This is a genomic window from Halomonas sp. B23F22_10, assembly GCF_043496975.1.
Lineage (GTDB): Bacteria > Pseudomonadota > Gammaproteobacteria > Pseudomonadales > Halomonadaceae > Halomonas > Halomonas smyrnensis.
On record NZ_JBIEKF010000002.1, the window covers coordinates 1 to 17,395 of the forward strand.

The following is a 17,395-nucleotide window of genomic DNA, read 5'->3' on the forward strand; positions in this document are numbered from 1 at the left end:
TGTCGTCGTCGCTTGCTTATGCAGCTTGATGTCCATGAATCTGCTCCCGGATGAATTGCTGAAGAAGCTCTCTGGCGGCTAGCAGAGGATAACTTCTATAGGCGATCCGATCATCCGGGACCCTACACCTAACAAAAAGAAGATGGCCGGCATAAGCCAACCATCTCCTTTAATTGGGGTCTTTAATTGGGGTCTGTCCCCGATTGTCCACGTTCTTAATTGGGGTCTGTCCCCGATTACGTTCCGATTTCGTCACGTTAATTGAATTGGGGTCTGTCCCCGATTGTGTCCCCGATTGGGGTCTGTAAACCCAAAAACGACTGGAAGCCCAACAAAGAAAACGGCCGGCATATGCCGACCGTTTCCGTTCATTTCGTTAGTTGGGGTCTGCCCCGATTACCCCTGCGTGGCGTTTGGATCAACGCCTTGACAGCTGCCAGGACGATATTCAGCGGAAATGCTACCACCACAAGTCCAGCCTGTTATCCTAAGATCTGTTCCAGAAGTACCAGATGTTTTAGGAGTGAGAGTCACTGTACCAGTCACGCCAGAGCTTAAATTCGTAGATGTAGCGACAATATTACTACCGTCCCATGTAGTCCCGCTCACAAATTGAGAATTTTGATTTGCAATAGAGAAAGTATCTGGAGGTAAAGAGCTATTAGATGACACATACTCAGAAACAGCAGTCCTACCAGCCGAAGCAGCCATGATTACCTCTGAAACTTGCGATCGAACAACGTATGCTTGATATCTCGGTATAGCCACCGCCGCCAGAATCCCGATAATCGCCACCACGATCATCAGCTCGATCAGGGTAAAGCCGCCCTGAGCGCGCCGCATGCCTTTCTTCATGCTCTGTGCCTTCATCTCGTTCACCCCTTGCTCGTTGTCCTTCACGGCGGCTGACTCTCAGCCCCGTGCACGGCGGCGACCCGCCACCCTGTCGATTACGTTAAGTTACGGCCAGCGCGACTGCAAGGCCGTCATCCATGCAAAATCTAATATATCATCCTTCGCTCAACCTAATATCGCATGACCTCACTCAGGTCAAAGGTTGATAGGACGCTCATCGCCTATGGCCGCTACCCGCGCGAAGGGACTAGAATCGCCATTAAGCCCCCATCATGATGCCGGCCAGGCCTCGCACTCGCCACACGGGGCCACCGGCCGGCCACCCAGGAGCTCCATGAACGACTATCGTCCTCCCGCCGCCGATCGCCAGCCTTCCTCACACCAGGCGGACACCTCATCCGCCGGCCGCCTGCGCGGCATGCGCGGCCTGGCCCGCCGGCTGGTGACGGACGGCCTGCTGACCGAGGCGGCGGCACAGCTCGCCGAGCAGGAGGCCCGGGAGGCCGAGACCTCGCTGCTCAAGCACGTCATCAGCACGGGGCTGGTCCAGGCGCGCCAGGCCACGCTCACGGCCGCCTGGGAATATGGCCTGCCGATCATCGATCTGGATGCCCTGCGGCTGGAGAGCCTGCCAGACGCCGGCGACTATCCCGACAAGCTGCTGCGAAGGCTCGGCGTGCTGCCACTGCACCGCCGCGGCCACAAGCTCACTGTCGCCGTGCCCTACCCCAGCACCCTGGCCCAGCTCGACGAGCTGCAGTTCGCCACCGGCCTGTCGCTGGAGGGCGTGCTGGCCCCGATCGATCAGCTCGGCCCGGTGCTGGAGGCCTACCTCGCCCGCAGCGAGTCGTCGATGCTCGACGAGCTGTCCAACGTCGACGATGCCGTGGGCGAGCTGGAATTCGGCGAGGACGTCGTCGACGTCACCAACGAACAGCAGGCGATCGCCAACGCCGGCGATGACGCGCCGATCGTCAAGTTCGTCAACAAGATCCTGCTCGACGCCATCCGCCGCGGCGCCTCGGACATCCACTTCGAGCCCTACGAGACCAGCTACCGGGTGCGCTTTCGCATCGACGGCATCCTGCACGATGCGGCCCATCCGCCCTTCGCCATGCGCAACCGCATCGCCGCCCGCCTCAAGGTCATGGCGCGGCTGGACATCTCCGAGCGCCGCCTGCCCCAGGACGGCGCCATCAAGCTCAAGGTCTCCTCGACCCGCTCCATCGACTTCCGCGTCAACTCGCTGCCCACCGTCTACGGCGAGAAACTGGTGCTGCGTATCCTCGATCCCAGCTCGGCCCAGATGGGCATCGAGCAGCTGGGCTTCACGCCAGAGCAGCGCGCCATGTACGAGAACGTGCTGGAGCACCCTCAGGGCATGATCCTGGTCACCGGCCCCACCGGCAGCGGCAAGACGGTGACGCTCTACACCGGCATCAACATCCTCAACGAGATCGAGCGCAACATCTGCACCGCCGAGGACCCGGTGGAGATCAGGGTACCCGGCGTCAACCAGGTCAACGTGATGCCGCGCATCGGGCTCGACTTCGCCAGCGCCCTGCGCGCCTTCCTGCGCCAGGACCCGGACGTGGTGATGGTCGGCGAGATCCGCGACCTGGAAACCGCCGAGATCGCGGTCAAGGCCTCCCAGACCGGCCACCTGGTGCTCTCCACCGTGCACACCAACTCCGCGGCGGAGACCCTCACCCGCCTGGCCAACATGGGCGTGGCGCCGTTCAATATCGCCAGCTCCGTGAGCCTGATCATCGCCCAGCGCCTGGCCCGGCGGCTGTGCCCGAACTGCAAGCAGCCCGCCGACATTCCGCGCGAGGCGCTGCTGGCCCAGGGCTTCAGCGAGGAAGAGGTCGAGGGCGCCACCATCTACGAACCGGTGGGCTGCCAGCACTGCACCCAGGGCTTCAAGGGCCGGGTCGGCATCTACGAGGTGGTGCCGATCTCCCATGCCATGAGCCAGCTGATCATGACCCACGGCAACGCCATGGACTTCGATACCCAGGCGCGCGAGGAAGGCCACCCGGACCTGCGCCGCAGCGGGCTGCTGAAGGTCATGCAGGGCATGACCAGCCTGGCCGAGGTCAACCGGGTCACCAAGGAATAACGCACGCAACGCGGGGAACGCACCATGGCAACGGCCACCTACCAGAAGGCCCGGAAGCTCAGGCTGTATCGCTGGCACTGGTCCGGCAAGGGCCCGCAGGGCCGCAAGATCAGCGGCGAGATCATCGCCAAGAGCCGTGTCGAGGTCGAGAAGGAACTCTCCGGCCAGAACATCATCGTCAAGACCATCCGCCGCAAGAGCGGCATCGGCAACGGCATGGGCAAGGTCAAGCCGCGCGACATCATGCTGTTCGCCCGCCAGATGGCGACCATGATCCGCGCCGGCGTACCGGCCCTGCAGGCCTTCCAGGTGGTGGCCGAGAGCATGAGGAAGCCGGCCATGCGCGGCCTGGTGCAGGAGCTGATGAACGAGGTCGCCGCCGGCGCCAGCTTCTCCGAGACGCTACGGCGTCATCCGGCCTACTTCGACCGGCTGTTCTGCAACCTGGTGGAGGCCGGCGAGCAGTCCGGCTCGCTGGACCGCATGCTCGAGCGCGTGGCCACCTACAAGGAGAAGGTGGAATCGCTCAAGGCCCGGGTGAAGAAGGCGCTGTGGTACCCCACCGCGGTGATCGCGGTGGGCATCGGCGTCACCGCGATCCTGCTGATCAAGGTGGTGCCGCAGTTCGAGAGCCTGTTCCAGGGCTTCGGCGCCGAACTGCCGGCGATGACGCGCATGACCATCCAGCTCTCGGAGCTGGCCCAGCAGTACTGGCTGTGGGCGCTGGGCGCGGTGGTGGCCGCCATCTTCTTCATCCGCGCCGGCATCGAGCGCTCCGAGCCCTTCGCCTACCGCATGCACGCCCTGGCGCTGCGTCTTCCGGTGATCGGCGACATCCTCGACAAGTCCTGCGTGGCCCGCTACTCGCGCACCCTGGCCACCACCTTCGGCGCCGGCGTGCCGCTGGTCGAGGCGCTGGAGACCGCCGCCGGCGCCTCCGGCAACAAGGTCTACGAGCGCGCGGTCGAGCAGGTCCGCGACGACGTCGCCACCGGCCAGCAGCTGCACTTCGCCATGCGCCTGACCGAGCAGTTCCCGGCGCTGGCGGTGCAGATGGTCGGCATCGGCGAGGAAGCCGGCGCCCTGGACGCCATGCTCAACCGGGTGGCGGACTATTACGAGGAAGACGTCGACAACAAGGTCGACGCCCTCACCTCGCTGCTCGAGCCGTTCATCATCGTGGTGCTGGGGGTGCTGGTCGGCGGGCTGGTGATCTCGATGTATCTGCCGATCTTCGAGCTGGGCAGCGTGGTCTAAAGGGCAAGCTGCAAGCTGCAAGCTGCAAGCTGCAAGCTGCAAGCTGCAAGCTGCAAGCTGCAAGCTGCAAGTCGGCAGCCTGAAACCGCCCGAAGCAAAAGAAACCCCGAAGGCCATGGCCTTCGGGGTTTCTTGTCGCTCGGCGCTTGTCGCTCGGCGCTTGTCGCTCGGCGCTTGTCGCTCGGCGCTTGTCGCTCGGCGCTTGTCGCTCGGCGCTTGTCGCTCGGCGCTTGTCGCTCGGCGCTTGTCGCTCGGCGCTTGTCACTCGGCGCTTGTCGCTCGGCGCTTGTCACTCGGCGCTTGTCACTCGGCGCTTGTAGCTCGGCGCTTGTCGCCGGCGCTATTCCGGCAGAGGTGCCTGAATGGCGGCGACCACCACCGGGCGCAGCTTCTGCACCAGCTCCGACACCGAGACCCGCTCGCCGTAGTCGTGCTCGGCGATGTCGCGCAGCGCATCCAGCCCGGAAAGCGTGAAGATCACCGACCCCAGGATGAAGTGCAGGCGCCAGAAGCGCTCGGCGTCAGGCAGCTCCGGCGTGGCCTGCCGCACCAGCTCGATGAAGCGGTTGAAGGCCTCGCCGTACTGCGCCTGGATGTAGCCGCGCAGGTGCCCCTGGGCCTGGCTGTAGGCGAGGCCCAACAGGCGCATGAACACCTTCAGGCTGTCCCGCTCGGCGGGCACCTCCAGCACCGTGCGGGCCATGGTCTCCAGCAGCTCCTCGAGCGGAATCTTGCTGCCGTCGCGGGCATGGCGCGCCTCGAGCTCGTCCAGCGCCAGATGAAAGCGTTCGGTGAAAGGATCGAGGTAGCGGGCGAACACCGCCTGGATCAGCGACTTCTTGGAGCCGAAGTGGTAGTTGACCGCCGCCAGATTCACCTTGGCCTTGCTGGTGATGTTCCGCAGCGAGGTCTCGGCGAAGCCGCGCTCGGCGAACAGCACCTCGGCGGTATCGAGAATGCGAGTGACGGTATCGGGCTGGGCCATCGGTTCGATCCGGTGTTGTGTGGTCTCGGGCGTGAGAAAACGCCTGTTTCAAACTGTCCTTGAATCATGAGAGTGCAGCGTCAGGCGCGGCAAGGTCAACCATCATACGTTTGAAACGGATTGGCCGAACACCACGGTGAGGAGGCTCGGTAGGAAAACGGCGCCGCGACCACGCTTTTACTGGATGGAATCCCATGCTGTATACTTGATCAATACTCGCCCCCCATCCGCTCCGGAGGCCGCATGACTCGCCCCCTCACGTCACGCCAGCAGAACGTCTATGACTTCATCGTCAAGACCATGAACGAGCTGGGCTATCCGCCGACCCGAGCGGAAATCTCCCGTGCCCTGGGCTTCAAGTCGCCCAACGCCGCCGAGGAGCACCTGCGCGCCCTGGAGCGCAAGGGCGTGATCCGCGTGATTCGCGGCACCTCCCGCGGCATCCGCCTGCCGGCCCAGGAGGCCGAGGCCAGCGAGGGCGCGGCGAACGACGAGCCGAGCCAGAGCCAGGGCCTGCCGATCATCGGCGAGGTCGCCGCCGGGAGCCCGATCCTGGCCGCCGAGCATATCGACCGCTATTGCCCGCTGCCGGCGGAATACTTCACCCCCAGGGCCGACTACCTGCTGCGGGTGCGCGGCCTGTCGATGAAGGACGTCGGCATCATGGAAGGCGACCTGCTCGCCGTTCACCGCACCGAGCGCATCCGCGACGGCCAGATCGTGGTCGCACGCCTGGAAGACGAAGTCACGGTCAAGCGCTTCCACCGCCAGGGGCACAAGGTTCGCCTCGACGCGGAGAATGCCGACTTCGATCCCATCGAGGTCGACCTGCGCCATGACGCCTTCGAGATCGAGGGCATCGGCGTGGGGGTCATCCGCGGCGGCAACGGCCAGGCTTTAGCGTAGGCACTTCCTGAGCTTGTCCATACGGCGTTAAAGCTCTCCTCAGAATGCTCATTGAACCGCTCGTCAACTCGCGCGCGAGCCCGGTCCGCCTCTCGTCGAGCTTTGCCTTGTCTGGACTGCGCTCAGAAAGCGCTATAGCCAGGAGGTTTCTTCCTTGACGCGCAAGATCCTGCACGCCGACTGCGACTGCTTCTACGCCGCCGTCGAGATGCGCGACGATCCGAGCCTGCGCGATATCCCCATCGCCATCGGCCGCTCGCGCGAGCATCGCGGGGTCATCGCCACCTGCAACTACCCCGCCCGGGCCTTCGGCATCCACTCGGCGATGCCCACGGCCCAGGCCCTGCGCCTCTGCCCGCACCTCACCCTGCTGCCGGGCGACTTCGACAAGTACCGCGAGGTCTCCCGGCAGATCCAGGCCGTGTTCTATGAACTGACCCCGCTGGTGGAGCCGCTGTCGCTGGACGAGGCCTATCTGGACGTCACCGATGTCGAGGGCTTCCAGGGCAGCGCCACCTGGATGGCGCAGTGGATCAAGCGGGAATGCTTCGCGCGCACCGGCATCACCGTCTCGGTGGGCGCCGCGCCGGCCAAGTTCCTGGCCAAGGTGGCCAGCGACTGGGAGAAGCCCGATGGGCTGACGGTGATACCGCCGGATCGCGTGGCGGCGTTCGTGTCGCAGCTGCCGGTCGGCAAGCTGCACGGCGTGGGGCCCGCCACCAAAGCCCGACTCGAGGCGCTGGACGTGGCGACCTGCGCGGACCTACGCCGCCTGCCACGCGAACGACTGCTAGAGGAGTTCGGCAAGTTCGGCCAGCGGCTGTTCGAGCTGGCCCGCGGCATCGACGAGCGCCCGGTGAAGGTGGAACGGGAGCGCAAGTCGGTCAGCGTCGAGAGCACCTTCGACCGCGACCTGCCCGACCTGGCCAGCGCCCAGGCGGCGCTTTCGCCGCTCTGCGACAAGCTAGTCCAACGCCTGGCCCGGCACGGCGAGCCGGCGGTCGCCGGCCTGTTCGTCAAGGTGCGCTTCGACGACTTCAGCCTGACCACGCTGGAAAGCCGCGGCCAGGCCATCGACCGCGACAGCTACCAGCGCCTGCTGGAACAGGCCTGGGCCCGGGCCTCGCGCCCGGTGCGCCTGCTGGGCGTGGGCGTTCGGCTGCAGCCGGAGGCCGCCCGTCAGCAGCTGACGCTGCCCCTCTAGGCATCTCGCCCCGGCGGCTGGCGCCGCCTCCCGGCCATAAGGCAGAAAAAGAGCGCAGGAAAAGAGCGCCGGGTCAGGCCGTCAAGACGGAGCCGGCCACGCACGGGCCGGCTCGAAGACGGGCGCCTCAGCGGCGCCGGTCAGGCAAACACCACCGTCTTGTTGCCGTGCACCAGCACGCGGTCCTCGAGGTGCCAGCGCAGGCCGCGGGCCAGCACGGTCTTCTCGACGTCGCGACCGAAACGCACCAGATCGTTGGGCGTGTGGCAGTGGCTGACCCGGTGGATGTCCTGCTCGATGATCGGGCCGGCATCCAGCTCCTGGGTGACGTAGTGGCAGGTGGCCCCGATCAGCTTCACGCCGCGCTGGTAGGCCTGATGGTAGGGCTTGGCCCCGGCGAAGGACGGCAGGAAGCTGTGATGGATATTGATCACGCGACCGGCGTAGCGCTCGCAGAGGCTCGGCGGCAGGATCTGCATGTAACGGGCCAGCACGATGGTGTCGGCCCGCGCTTCCTCGACCAGGCGCTGCACTTCAGAGAAGGCGATCGACTTGTCCGCGGGATCGACCGGCACGTGATGGTAGGGAATGCCGTGCCATTCGACCAGCGACCGCATGTCCTCATGATTGGAGATGACCGCGGCGATGTCGCAGTCCAGCTCGTTGGCCGTCCAGCGATAGAGCAGGTCCACCAGGCAGTGGCTCTCGCGGGACACCATCAGCACCACGCGCTGTCGCGTCTGGGTGTCGGTCAGCGACCAGTCCATCTCGAATTCGTCGGCGATCGGGGCGAAGGCGTCGCGCAGCGTCTCGGCGGACATGCCGATGGAATCCGCGAGTATCACGTAGCGCATGAAGAAGCGCCCGGACTCCAGGTCGGAGTGCTGGCTGGCCTCGGTGATGGAGCCGCCCTGCCCGGCGATGAAGCTCGAGACACGCGAGACGATCCCCAGGCGATCGGGGCAGGAAACCACGAGACGGTAGTAGTGTGACATCGAAAGACCGTAGATTGGATAAGCCGAATAATCCCCCATTGTAGCGAAATCCTGCCCGTCGAGTCAGACCCCGCGCGTCCGAGGCGTCGCGTTGTGACGCCGTGCCACCATCCCGTATAGTGATCGGCACATTTTCCGTCGACGTCCCTTCGATGCCACAACCCCGCGCCCAGATCCGCCCCCGCCGCCGACCTCCCTTGCGTTTCCTGCCGCTGGGTGGCTGCGGTGAGATCGGCATGAACCTCAACCTCTATGGGTATGCAGAAAAGGAGCACGAGGAGCGCTGGATCGCCGTGGACTGCGGCATGATGATCCGCCAGGACCTGCCGGACAGCCCGCTGCAGGTGCCCGATCTGTCCACCCTGGACACGCTGGGCATCGCGCCCGAGGCGCTGATCATCACCCACGGGCACGAGGACCATATCGGGGCCGCCGCCTGGCTGTGGCCGCAGTGGGGCTGCCCGATCCACGCCACGCCGTTGGCGGCGGGGCTGCTGCGCGCCAAGTTCGCCGAACGCGGCCTGTCGCAGTCGGCGATCCACGTCATCGAGCCCGGCGAGGCGCTGAGCGTCGGCCCCTACAGCCTGCGCTACCTGCCGCTCACCCACTCGATTCCCGAGAGCTGCGCGCTGCTGATCACCGCGGGCTCGCATCGCGTGCTGCACACCGGTGACTGGAAGCTGGATCCCGAGCCGCTGATCGGCCCCGCCGTGGATGCCGAGCTCTATCGCGCCCTGGCGCCGGTCGATCTGGTGGTCGGCGATTCCACCAACGCCCCCCTCCCCGGCCACTCGCGCAGCGAGGGCGAGGTCGCCGAGGCCCTGACCCGCGCCATCGAAGGCTGTCGGGGACGCGTGGTGGTGAGCTGCTTCGCCAGCAACCTGGCCCGGGTGCTGGCCATCGGCCGCGCCGCCGAGCGCTGCGGCCGGCGCGTCGCGCTGATGGGGCGCTCCATGGAGCGCATGGTCGGCGTGGCCCGCGGCCTCGGCTATCTGGACGACATGCCGCCGCTTGTCCCGATCTCCGACATGGGCTACCTGCCGCCCGAGGAAGTGCTGGTGATCGCCACCGGCAGCCAGGGCGAACCGCGGGCGGCGCTGTCACGACTGGCGCGGGGCCGCCATCCCCACGTCGAGCTGGAAGCCGGCGACAGCGTGATCTTCTCCTCCAAGGCGATTCCCGGGAACGAGCGCCTGATCGAGCGGCTCAAGCGCGGCCTGAGTCATCTCGGCGTGTCGCTGCTCGACGAGAGCAATCATGAAGAGCTGCACGCCTCCGGACACCCCGCCCAGGACGAACTGACCACCTTCTACGGCTGGTCTCGCCCGCGCCATTTGCTGCCGGTACACGGCGAGCCTCGCCATCAGCAGGCCCATCAAAGCCTCGCGCAGTCGCTCGGCATCGAGGCGCCGATCATCCCGCGCAACGGCGACATGATTCGCCTCGACGCCGACGGCCTGCATCGGGAAGCCCGCCACGCCCAGACGCCGCGCATCATTCATCAGGACGAAGTCGCTCGCCTGCCAGGCCTGGGCGGCGGCGAGGCGCGCCACGGACAGCTGCATCTGGCCCTCACGGTCATGGCCACCGAGCAAGGGTGGACGCGCATCGGGCGCCTGCTGCTGGATGTCAGCGAGGCCAGCCCGCTGGACGAGGATGCCTTCGTCGACTGGCTGGACGACTGTCTGGACGACATTCAGGTGGAGTCGCTGGCGGATCTTCGTCTAGCCCTGCGGCCGCGCATGCTCGCCTGGTTCGGCGATCACCTGCGCCGGATGCCGGAGATCCATCTGCAGATCCTCGCCGCCGAGGCCGAGACGTCGGGATAACGCGGCAAGCGGCAAGCGGCAAGCGGCAAGCGGCAAGCGGCAAGCGGCAAGCGGCAAGCGGCAAGCGGCAAGCGGCAAGCGGCAAGCGGCAAGCGGCAAGCGGCAAGCGGCAAGTCGACAGCCTGAAACCGCCCGAAGCAAAAGAAACCCCCGAAGGCTACACCTCCGGGGGTTTCTTTTAGCTCGGCGCTTGTAGCTCGGCGCTTGTAGCTCGGCGCTTGTAGCTCGGCGCTTGTAGCTCGGCGCTTGTAGCTCGGCGCGTCACGCCTTGTCGGCGGCCTTCTTCGGCGGACGACCGCGCTTGCGCTGGGGCTGCTCGGGCACCAGATCCTCGACGGAAAGCCCCGCCTCGTTGATCTGTTCGCGAATCTCGGCGAGCTTGCGAGCCTTGTCGGCTTCCTCTTCCTGGCGCTGACGCTCCTCGTCATTCTTCTGCTCGATGACTTCGCCGATGACCTCGGCCAGCTTGTGCAGTTGCTCCATGCTGAGCTGACGAGCCGCCGCACGGGCCACGTTCTTGTTGCGAGCGATACGCTCCAGGGTTTGCTCGGTCATTGCCCCCTCCAGGACGCTGATTGATGGCCGGTTACAGTCAACCGATAACGATAAAAGTATATGCTCTACGGCAGGGTTGGCAAGCAATGTTGGCAAGAAAAAGCCGCCGGAAATATCGCGCATACCGCGAAGAAAGAAGGAGGCATCGCGACAGCGAGGAGAGGATTGCTCTGGAAAAGTCGTGCGAATGACTCGGGAAGGAAGCACGGCCGGGAGACCGATAATGCCTGATTCCCGGCCCAGGCGAGTGTCGTTAGCCGCCGGTCATGTTCATGAAGCGCACCACCTGCACATCGCCATCGGTGGTGAAGTGGTGTCGCTCGGGTTTGAGCGGCATGGCCTTGATGATCGCCGCCTTGAGCGCCTCGATATCGCCGGGGTGACGGCGCATCACGGCGCGTAGGTCCACCGAGTGTTCGTTGCCCAGACACAGCAGCAGCCGGCCCTCCGCCGTGACGCGCACCCGATTGCAGCTGGAGCAGAAGTTGTGGCTGTGCGGCGAGATGAAACCGACCCGGGTATCGCTGTCCGGCATGCGGAAATAGCGCGACGGCCCGAGCGTCGATTCGGTGGTCGGCAGCAGGGTGTGACGCGTCTCGACCAGCGCCTGCACCTCGTCGCTGGAACAGAAGGTTTCCTCGCGCCCGTGATCGGAGACCTCGCCCAGCGGCATCTCCTCGATGAAGCTGATGTCGAGCCCCTCGCGGCGGGCGAAGTCGACCAGATCGATGACCTCGTCGTCGTTGCGCCCCTTGAGGATGACGGCGTTGAGCTTGATGCGCTCGAAACCGGCCGCCTTGGCGGCGCGAATGCCGTCGATCACCCGCTGCAGATCACCGGTACGGGTCAGCCGCCGGAAGCGCTCCGGGTCCAGCGAATCGATGCTGATATTGAGCCGCTGGAGACCGCCCTCACGCAGGCGCTCGGCATACCGGGGCAGACTGGCACCGTTGGTGGTCATGGCGAAGTCCTTGAGCCCCGGCAAAGCGCCGATGTCATCCACCAGACGATCGATGTCGCGCCGCACCAGCGGCTCGCCGCCGGTCAGACGCACCTTCTCCACCCCGAGTTCGGTAAAGGCGCGGGCCACCAGCGCCAGCTCCTCCAGGGTCAGCACCTGGGCACGAGGCAGAAAGGTCATCTCCTCGCTCATGCAGTAGACGCAGCGAAAATCGCAGCGATCAGTCACCGAGATACGCACGTAGCGCACCCGCCTGCCGAAGTCGTCGATGAGCTCGTCGGTCATGATGACACCTCCCAGCGCTCGGCATCGCGATGATCGGTCTGGCGCTCGGCCACCCAATAATCACCGCTGGCCGTGTGCTCCTTCTTCCAGAAGGGAGCACGGGTCTTAAGATAATCCATGATGAAGTCGCAGGCCTCGAAGGCGGCTCGCCGATGGGCACTGGCGACCACCACCAGCACGATGGGGTCGCCCGGCAACAGCCGGCCGATGCGATGAATCACCCGCACCCCCTGCAGGGGCCAGCGGGACTCGGCCTCATCGACGATGGCCTCGAGAGCGGCCTCGGTCATGCCCGGGTAGTGTTCCAGGCTGAGCGCCTGCACCTCGGGACGTTCATTGAAGTCTCGCACCAGGCCGGTAAACCCGACCACGGCGCCGATATCGGTGCGCGCTTCGATCAACCGGCGCTGTTCCTCGCCGGCGTCGAAGGCCTGTTGTTGTACTCGCACACGTGACATGGTCAGCCTCCGGTGACCGGGGGGAAGAAGGCCACCTCGTCCTCGGCGGTCAGCGGCGTGGCATTGCCCGCCATCACCTGATTGACCGCGCACAGCACGCGCCCCTCGTCGAGGCCGGCGAAGCGCGGGTCCGAGGCCTTGAGGGCGGCCTTGAGCCCGCCCACGTCGGCCCGCTCGAGGGCATCGAAGGGCAACGACACCTCGCCGACCCCGAGGCGCTCGCGAAGCTCGGCGAGGCATTTCACCAGGATGCAGGGCTCGCCGGCGGCACAGCGCGCCCCGAGCGAGACCTCGCCGGCCTCGCCCTCGCCGGTGACGATCGGGGCCTCGGCGACCTCGCCTTCCCGAGCGTAGTCCCCGGACTTGCCGCCGGTCTTGGTCTCGAGGCGGATCTCGCCGATCTCCATCGCCTTGTCCACCGCCTTGCACATGTCGTAGAGCGTGAGGCAGGCCACGGACACGGCGGTCAGCGCTTCCATCTCGACGCCGGTGCGGCCGTTGAGCCGGCAGGTGGCGGAGACGCGCACGCTGGCACTGGCCTCGTCGAGCTCGAAGTCCACGCTGACCTTGGACAGCGCCAGCGAATGGCACAGCGGGATCAGCTCGTGAGTGCGCTTGGCGGCCTGGATGCCGGCGATGCGGGCCGTGGCCAGCACGTCGCCCTTGGGCAGTTCGCCATCGGCGAGCAGCGCCAGGGTCTCCGGGCGCATGCGAATGGCCCCGGAAGCACGCGCCTCACGGCGGCTCTCGGCCTTCTCGCCGACGTCAACCATGTGGGCTTCGCCGCGGGCGTTGAGGTGGGTCAGGCTCATAAAGGCGCCTCATGACAGTCGAAAAAGGGGTTGGATGGCCACCGCCTCACCGGGTTCGACAACGGCACGCGCCGCATCGATCTCGATCAGGCAGTCGGCAGCCACCATGGAAGACAGGATACCGGAGCCCTGGGCCTCGGTGGGCCGCACCCACAGCCGTCCCTCGTCGTCGCTGCGACAGGTGGCGCGCAGGAAATCGGTGCGCCCGACGCGGCCCTTGAGCGACGTCTCGGCCAGGGCCGTGTGGCGCCGCGGGGCGAGATCGTCACGCCCCTGGAGTCGCCTCAGCAGCGGCGCCACGAACTGCAGGAAGGTCACCATCGCCGCCACCGGGTTGCCGGGCAGGCCGATGAAGGGCACCTCCCGCTCGCCGAGCGTGCCGCAGGCCAGCGGTCGCCCGGGGCGAATGGCCAGCCGCCAGAAGGCCAGCCGGCCGACGCCCTCCAGCGCCTGGCGGGTGAAGTCGGCCTGCCCCGCCGACACGCCGCCGCTGGTCAGGACCAGATCGGCACCGCGGGCGGCACCGCCGAGCGCCTCGACCAGCGCCTCATGGTCATCGTCGAGGATGCCGAGATCGATCACCTCGGCGCCATGCTCGGCCAGCAGGCCGGCCAGCGAGAAACGGTTGGCATCATAGATGCCGGCCGACGGCAGCGCCTCGCCCGGGGCGGTGACCTCGTCGCCGGTGGAGAAGATCGCCACCCGGGGCCGACGATGCACGGCGGCCTCGGCGAGGCCCAGCGAGGCCAGCAGGCCCAGCTCGGCCGCCCCCAGGCGGGTCCCGGCGGCCAGCGCCGGCTGACCGCGGGCGATGTCCTCGCCGGCCTGGCGCACGTTCTGGCCGCGACACACGGTCTCCGGCCGCTCCACCGCGACGTCATCACCGGTGACGCTCAGCTGCTCGCCCATGATCACGGTATCGGCGTCCGGCGGCAACGGGGCCCCGGTGGTGATCGTCACGCACTCGCCGGCGGCCAGCGGCGCCTCGCGGCGATGCCCGGCCAGCACGGCACCCACCCGGCGCCAGCGAGCGGGACGCTCGCCATCCGCCTCGTCATCGCCCCATGCCAGCGCGATGCCGTCCATGGCGGCATTGGTGTTCTGCGGCACATCGATGGGCGAGCGCAGCGCCTCGGCCAGCACCCGGCCCTGCAGCGCGGACAGCGCCACCCGCTCGGCGGGCAGCGGCCCCGCCACCAGCGCCATCAAGGCCTCACGGGCCTCGTCCGGCGACAGCGTGCGCTCGCCGAGATCGAAGCAGGACAGCGTCATGACGCCGCGTCCTCGCCCCGAGGGCGACGCCGGTCAGGCCAGCGTGACGGCCAGGCGGCGATCCAGTCGGCGAGTCGTTCGGGATCGTTCAGGTCGAGCCGCTCGACGTCGTCGGGCAGATCAGGCTCGCCGTCGCTGGCCACCGCCACGATCCAGGCGTCCTCGGCCGCGCGCAGCGGCTTGCCCACCGCCTCACGGTAGAGCTCGAGCTTGGGCAGCGACCAGGCCTTGAAGCCTTCGACCAGCACCAGGTCCGGCCGCTGAGGGCGCACCATCTCGATCAGCTCGGCGAGATCGGCCTCCTCGCGATCGGGGGTCTCCATCATCAGCGCGACCCGGGCCCGGGACGCCACCAGGATCGGCTCGGCGCCGGCCTGACGCAGGCGATGGCTGTCCTTGCCCGGCTGATCGACGTCGAAGGCGTGATGGGCATGCTTGATCACCGCCACCCGCAGGCCGCGCTCGCGCAGCGCCGGCAGCAGGCGCTCCAGCAGCGTCGTCTTGCCGGTGCCGCTCCAGGCGGCAATGCCCAGCAGCGGCAGGTCATCCTCCAGCGGCACGGAGCCGACGGGTGTGTCGCTCATGGGCGCAGTGTCTCCCGGCGACGCGCTTCCAGGCGCCGCGTGTCATCCAGGGTGTTGAGATTGACGAAGGCCTCGGCGCGGTCCGACATGTCCACCGCGCACCAGGCATGTCGCGCGATCCAGCGGTCGACCTTGCGCTCGCCGGCGGCCAGCGCCTGGCCCAGGTCGTCGACCAGCGAGCGGCGCAGCAGCATCACCACCGGCTGCAGGCGCTCGCCGTCGTGGGCCACCGCGATATCGGCGTCGCCTCGGCCCGCCACGAGCCGCGCCACCAGGTCGTCCGGCAGCGCCGGGCAATCGCAGGGCACCGCCACCACCCAGTCGCTGGCCGCCGAGCGCAGGCCGCTGTAGAGGCCCATCAACGGGCCCATGTAGCCCGCCTCGGCGTCGGCGATGACCCGATCGGCCCACTCGGCGTAGGCCTCGGGATGCCGGTTGGCGCTGATCAACAGCTCCGCCACCCGCCCGACCAGCGGCGCGATGGCATGGCTCACCAAAGGACGGCCGTCGAAGGGCGCGAGCCCCTTGTCGCATCCGCCCATGCGGCGGCCCTGGCCGCCGGCCAGCACCAGTCCAGTGAGGGCATCACGCTCTATCACGACCCGGCTCCCGCGAGGCATTCGGTAGTGCGTCCCATGATGCCTCAGCGCCACGATGGGTGCCATGTCCACAGAGGCAGCGCCCTGTCCGAGACCGACCTTTGACGTCGCGCCTTATCGTCGCCGCCGGGAGACGGTATCATCCGTCCATAATTCTGCACGACAGATGCTTCGCCGACCGACAGAGGACCGCCACCCGCACGCGGACAAACGACGATGGAAGACGGTTTCAATGTAGGCGCACGGCTGCGCCAGCTACGCAAGGAAAAGGGGCTCTCCCAGCGCGAGCTCGCCAAGCGCGCCAAGGTGACCAACAGCAGCATCTCGCTGATCGAACAGAACAGCGTCAGCCCGTCGGTGAGCTCGCTGAAGAAGATCCTCGACGCCCTGCCGGTGTCGATCAGCACCTTCTTCGCCGGCGAGGAGGCCAGCCACCCCCGGCCCTTCTACAAGGCCAGTGAGCTCACCGAGATCGGCGATGGCCTGCTGTCCTGGCGACTGGTGGCGGCGCGCCGCCCGGATCGGCGCATGTCGATCCTGCACGAGCGCTACCCGCCCGGCGCCGACAGCGGCGCGGACATGCTGGAACACGACGGCGAGGAAGGCGGCGTGGTGATCTCGGGCCAGATCGAGATCACCGTCAGCGGCGAGGTGGAGGTGCTGTCACAGGGCGATGGCTACTACTTCGACTCGCGCCTGCCCCACCGCTTTCGCAATGTCGGCGACGAGGAGTGCGTGATCGTCAGCGCCAACACCCCGCCGTCGTTCTCCGACGGCGGGGAAGAGCTGCATCACGGCTGAGCGCGCTCACTCACCGGCGCGATAGAGCCACTGGATGCTGGAGAAATCGCGCTGGCCGCTGCCCTGGGCGCTGTGCAACGCGAACAGGTTGCGCGCCTGGGAGCCCATGGGCACGCTGGCCCGAGCCTTGAGCGCCAGCTCCCAGGCCAGGCCCAGATCCTTGGCCATCAGGTCAGTCAGAAAGCCGCCCTGATAGTCTCGCGACGCCGCCGAGCCTTCCATCACCCCCGGCCAGGGGTTGTAGACGTTGAGCGCCCAGTTGCCGCCGCTGCTCTGCTTCATGATCTCGGACAGCACCGCCGGGTCGAGCCCGTTCTTCACCCCCAGCGCCAGCGCCTCGGCGGTGCCGCTCATCAGGATGCCGAGCAGCATGTTGTTGCAGATCTTGGCGACCTGCCCCGCCCCGACGTCCCCGGCGTGGAAGATGTTCTTGCCCATGACCTCGAGCACCGGCCGGGCCTGCTCGAAGCCTGACTCGCTGCCGCCGACGATGAAGGTCAGCGTGCCGGCCTTGGCCCCGCCGATTCCCCCGGAGACCGGCGCGTCCAGATAGCTCAGCCCCCGCTCGGCCGCCGCTGCGCCGACCCGGCACGCATCGTCCGGCGAGATGGTCGAGGCATCGATCACCAGCGGCTTGTGCGTCAGCGCATCGAGCAACCCGGGCGCCCCATCGCGGCCGAGGTAAAGGCCGAGCACGTGGGCCCCGGCCGGCAGCATGGAAATGACCACCTCGGCGTCGCAACAGGCCGCCTCGGCGCTGTCGGCGCGCCGGGCGCCCTGCCCCTCGAGCTCCGCCATGGCGGCCTCGACCAGGTCGAAGACGCAGACGTCGTGGCCCGCACTCAGCAGGTTGGCGGCCATCGGCGAACCCATGTTGCCGAGTCCGATAAAAGCGATGTTCATGGCGTGGCTCCT

At 67.1% G+C, this 17,395-nt stretch carries 17 protein-coding genes; 6 read left to right on the forward strand and 11 right to left on the reverse strand.

The window, feature by feature from the left end; all coding sequences use genetic code 11:
* Positions 1-396: 396 nt before the first annotated feature.
* Positions 397-870 (reverse strand): pilin, encoded by a 474-nt coding sequence (locus ACGTNF_RS04085; RefSeq protein WP_394601074.1) that lies wholly within the window; start codon positions 868-870, stop codon positions 397-399.
* 319 nt (positions 871-1,189) lie between these two features.
* Here ACGTNF_RS04085 and pilB point away from each other — a divergent pair, with 319 nt between their 5' ends.
* On the forward strand, positions 1,190-2,977 hold the full coding sequence (gene pilB / locus ACGTNF_RS04090) for a type IV-A pilus assembly ATPase PilB (RefSeq protein WP_394600549.1): 1,788 nt from the start codon (positions 1,190-1,192) through the stop codon (positions 2,975-2,977).
* 24 nt (positions 2,978-3,001) lie between these two features.
* Positions 3,002-4,234, forward strand: a complete 1,233-nt coding sequence (locus ACGTNF_RS04095; protein ID WP_394600550.1) for a type II secretion system F family protein — start codon at positions 3,002-3,004, stop codon at positions 4,232-4,234.
* Positions 4,235-4,574: 340 nt separating this feature from the next.
* On the opposite strand, the gene ACGTNF_RS04100 is transcribed toward ACGTNF_RS04095, so the two are convergent.
* A complete protein-coding gene (locus ACGTNF_RS04100; RefSeq protein ID WP_394600551.1) occupies positions 4,575-5,219 on the reverse strand; it encodes a TetR/AcrR family transcriptional regulator in 645 nt (214 codons plus the stop codon).
* A gap of 243 nt (positions 5,220-5,462) precedes the next feature.
* Here ACGTNF_RS04100 and lexA point away from each other — a divergent pair, with 243 nt between their 5' ends.
* Entirely contained in the window at positions 5,463-6,125 is a 663-nt protein-coding gene (gene lexA / locus ACGTNF_RS04105) for a transcriptional repressor LexA (RefSeq protein ID WP_394600552.1), read from the forward strand.
* 154 nt (positions 6,126-6,279) lie between these two features.
* Complete coding sequence (gene dinB, locus ACGTNF_RS04110) at positions 6,280-7,329, forward strand: DNA polymerase IV (protein WP_394600553.1); 1,050 nt, start codon at positions 6,280-6,282, stop codon at positions 7,327-7,329.
* 140 nt (positions 7,330-7,469) lie between these two features.
* Here the strand turns inward: dinB and purU are convergent, their stop codons facing one another.
* On the reverse strand, positions 7,470-8,324 hold the full coding sequence (purU, locus tag ACGTNF_RS04115) for a formyltetrahydrofolate deformylase (RefSeq protein ID WP_394600554.1): 855 nt from the start codon (positions 8,322-8,324) through the stop codon (positions 7,470-7,472).
* 236 nt (positions 8,325-8,560) lie between these two features.
* Here purU and ACGTNF_RS04120 point away from each other — a divergent pair, with 236 nt between their 5' ends.
* Positions 8,561-10,153, forward strand: a complete 1,593-nt coding sequence (locus ACGTNF_RS04120) for a ribonuclease J (RefSeq protein ID WP_394601075.1) — start codon at positions 8,561-8,563, stop codon at positions 10,151-10,153.
* A gap of 261 nt (positions 10,154-10,414) precedes the next feature.
* Here the strand turns inward: ACGTNF_RS04120 and ACGTNF_RS04125 are convergent, their stop codons facing one another.
* The 7 genes from ACGTNF_RS04125 to mobA all read right to left on the reverse strand — a co-directional run bounded on the left by ACGTNF_RS04125 (position 10,415) and on the right by mobA (position 15,679).
* Entirely contained in the window at positions 10,415-10,708 is a 294-nt protein-coding gene (locus ACGTNF_RS04125) for an H-NS family histone-like protein (protein ID WP_152479103.1), read from the reverse strand.
* A gap of 253 nt (positions 10,709-10,961) precedes the next feature.
* Positions 10,962-11,954 (reverse strand): GTP 3',8-cyclase MoaA, encoded by a 993-nt coding sequence (gene moaA, locus ACGTNF_RS04130; protein WP_394600555.1) that lies wholly within the window; start codon positions 11,952-11,954, stop codon positions 10,962-10,964.
* Complete coding sequence (gene moaE / locus ACGTNF_RS04135) at positions 11,951-12,412, reverse strand: molybdopterin synthase catalytic subunit MoaE (RefSeq protein ID WP_394600556.1); 462 nt, start codon at positions 12,410-12,412, stop codon at positions 11,951-11,953. Before moaE ends, moaA begins: the two co-directional genes overlap by 4 nt.
* Before the next feature lie 2 nt (positions 12,413-12,414).
* The gene (gene moaC, locus ACGTNF_RS04140) at positions 12,415-13,224 is read right to left on the reverse strand and encodes a cyclic pyranopterin monophosphate synthase MoaC (RefSeq protein ID WP_394600557.1); all 810 of its coding nucleotides are present in this window, start codon (positions 13,222-13,224) and stop codon (positions 12,415-12,417) included.
* A gap of 9 nt (positions 13,225-13,233) precedes the next feature.
* Positions 13,234-14,496 carry a molybdopterin molybdotransferase MoeA gene (gene moeA / locus ACGTNF_RS04145; RefSeq protein WP_394600558.1) on the reverse strand — a complete coding sequence of 421 codons (1,263 nt, stop codon included), beginning with the start codon at positions 14,494-14,496 and terminating at the stop codon, positions 13,234-13,236.
* Positions 14,493-15,080 carry a molybdopterin-guanine dinucleotide biosynthesis protein B gene (gene mobB, locus ACGTNF_RS04150; RefSeq protein WP_394600559.1) on the reverse strand — a complete coding sequence of 196 codons (588 nt, stop codon included), beginning with the start codon at positions 15,078-15,080 and terminating at the stop codon, positions 14,493-14,495. Before mobB ends, moeA begins: the two co-directional genes overlap by 4 nt.
* Positions 15,077-15,679 (reverse strand): molybdenum cofactor guanylyltransferase MobA, encoded by a 603-nt coding sequence (mobA, locus tag ACGTNF_RS04155; RefSeq protein ID WP_394600560.1) that lies wholly within the window; start codon positions 15,677-15,679, stop codon positions 15,077-15,079. The genes mobB and mobA overlap by 4 nt, the downstream gene beginning before the upstream one ends.
* 216 nt (positions 15,680-15,895) lie before the next feature.
* Between mobA and ACGTNF_RS04160 the strand changes: the two genes are divergently transcribed.
* Entirely contained in the window at positions 15,896-16,480 is a 585-nt protein-coding gene (locus tag ACGTNF_RS04160; RefSeq protein ID WP_394600561.1) for a cupin domain-containing protein, read from the forward strand.
* Positions 16,481-16,486: 6 nt separating this feature from the next.
* Here ACGTNF_RS04160 and mmsB read toward each other — a convergent pair whose 3' ends face one another.
* Positions 16,487-17,383, reverse strand: a complete 897-nt coding sequence (gene mmsB, locus ACGTNF_RS04165) for a 3-hydroxyisobutyrate dehydrogenase (RefSeq protein WP_394600562.1) — start codon at positions 17,381-17,383, stop codon at positions 16,487-16,489.
* Positions 17,384-17,395: the final 12 nt, after the last annotated feature.

Coding starts and splice junctions, on each gene's coding strand:
- moaA (WP_394600555.1), bottom strand. CDS start 11,954: ATGACCGACGAGCTCATCGACGACTTCGGCAGGCGGGTGCGCTACGTG.
- ACGTNF_RS04120 (WP_394601075.1), top strand. CDS start 8,561: ATGAACCTCAACCTCTATGGGTATGCAGAAAAGGAGCACGAGGAGCGC.
- purU (WP_394600554.1), bottom strand. CDS start 8,324: ATGTCACACTACTACCGTCTCGTGGTTTCCTGCCCCGATCGCCTGGGG.
- ACGTNF_RS04095 (WP_394600550.1), top strand. CDS start 3,002: ATGGCAACGGCCACCTACCAGAAGGCCCGGAAGCTCAGGCTGTATCGC.
- lexA (WP_394600552.1), top strand. CDS start 5,463: ATGACTCGCCCCCTCACGTCACGCCAGCAGAACGTCTATGACTTCATC.
- moaE (WP_394600556.1), bottom strand. CDS start 12,412: ATGTCACGTGTGCGAGTACAACAACAGGCCTTCGACGCCGGCGAGGAA.
- ACGTNF_RS04100 (WP_394600551.1), bottom strand. CDS start 5,219: ATGGCCCAGCCCGATACCGTCACTCGCATTCTCGATACCGCCGAGGTG.
- ACGTNF_RS04085 (WP_394601074.1), bottom strand. CDS start 870: ATGAAGGCACAGAGCATGAAGAAAGGCATGCGGCGCGCTCAGGGCGGC.
- moaC (WP_394600557.1), bottom strand. CDS start 13,224: ATGAGCCTGACCCACCTCAACGCCCGCGGCGAAGCCCACATGGTTGAC.
- ACGTNF_RS04125 (WP_152479103.1), bottom strand. CDS start 10,708: ATGACCGAGCAAACCCTGGAGCGTATCGCTCGCAACAAGAACGTGGCC.
- mobB (WP_394600559.1), bottom strand. CDS start 15,080: ATGAGCGACACACCCGTCGGCTCCGTGCCGCTGGAGGATGACCTGCCG.
- mmsB (WP_394600562.1), bottom strand. CDS start 17,383: ATGAACATCGCTTTTATCGGACTCGGCAACATGGGTTCGCCGATGGCC.
- moeA (WP_394600558.1), bottom strand. CDS start 14,496: ATGACGCTGTCCTGCTTCGATCTCGGCGAGCGCACGCTGTCGCCGGAC.
- ACGTNF_RS04160 (WP_394600561.1), top strand. CDS start 15,896: ATGGAAGACGGTTTCAATGTAGGCGCACGGCTGCGCCAGCTACGCAAG.
- pilB (WP_394600549.1), top strand. CDS start 1,190: ATGAACGACTATCGTCCTCCCGCCGCCGATCGCCAGCCTTCCTCACAC.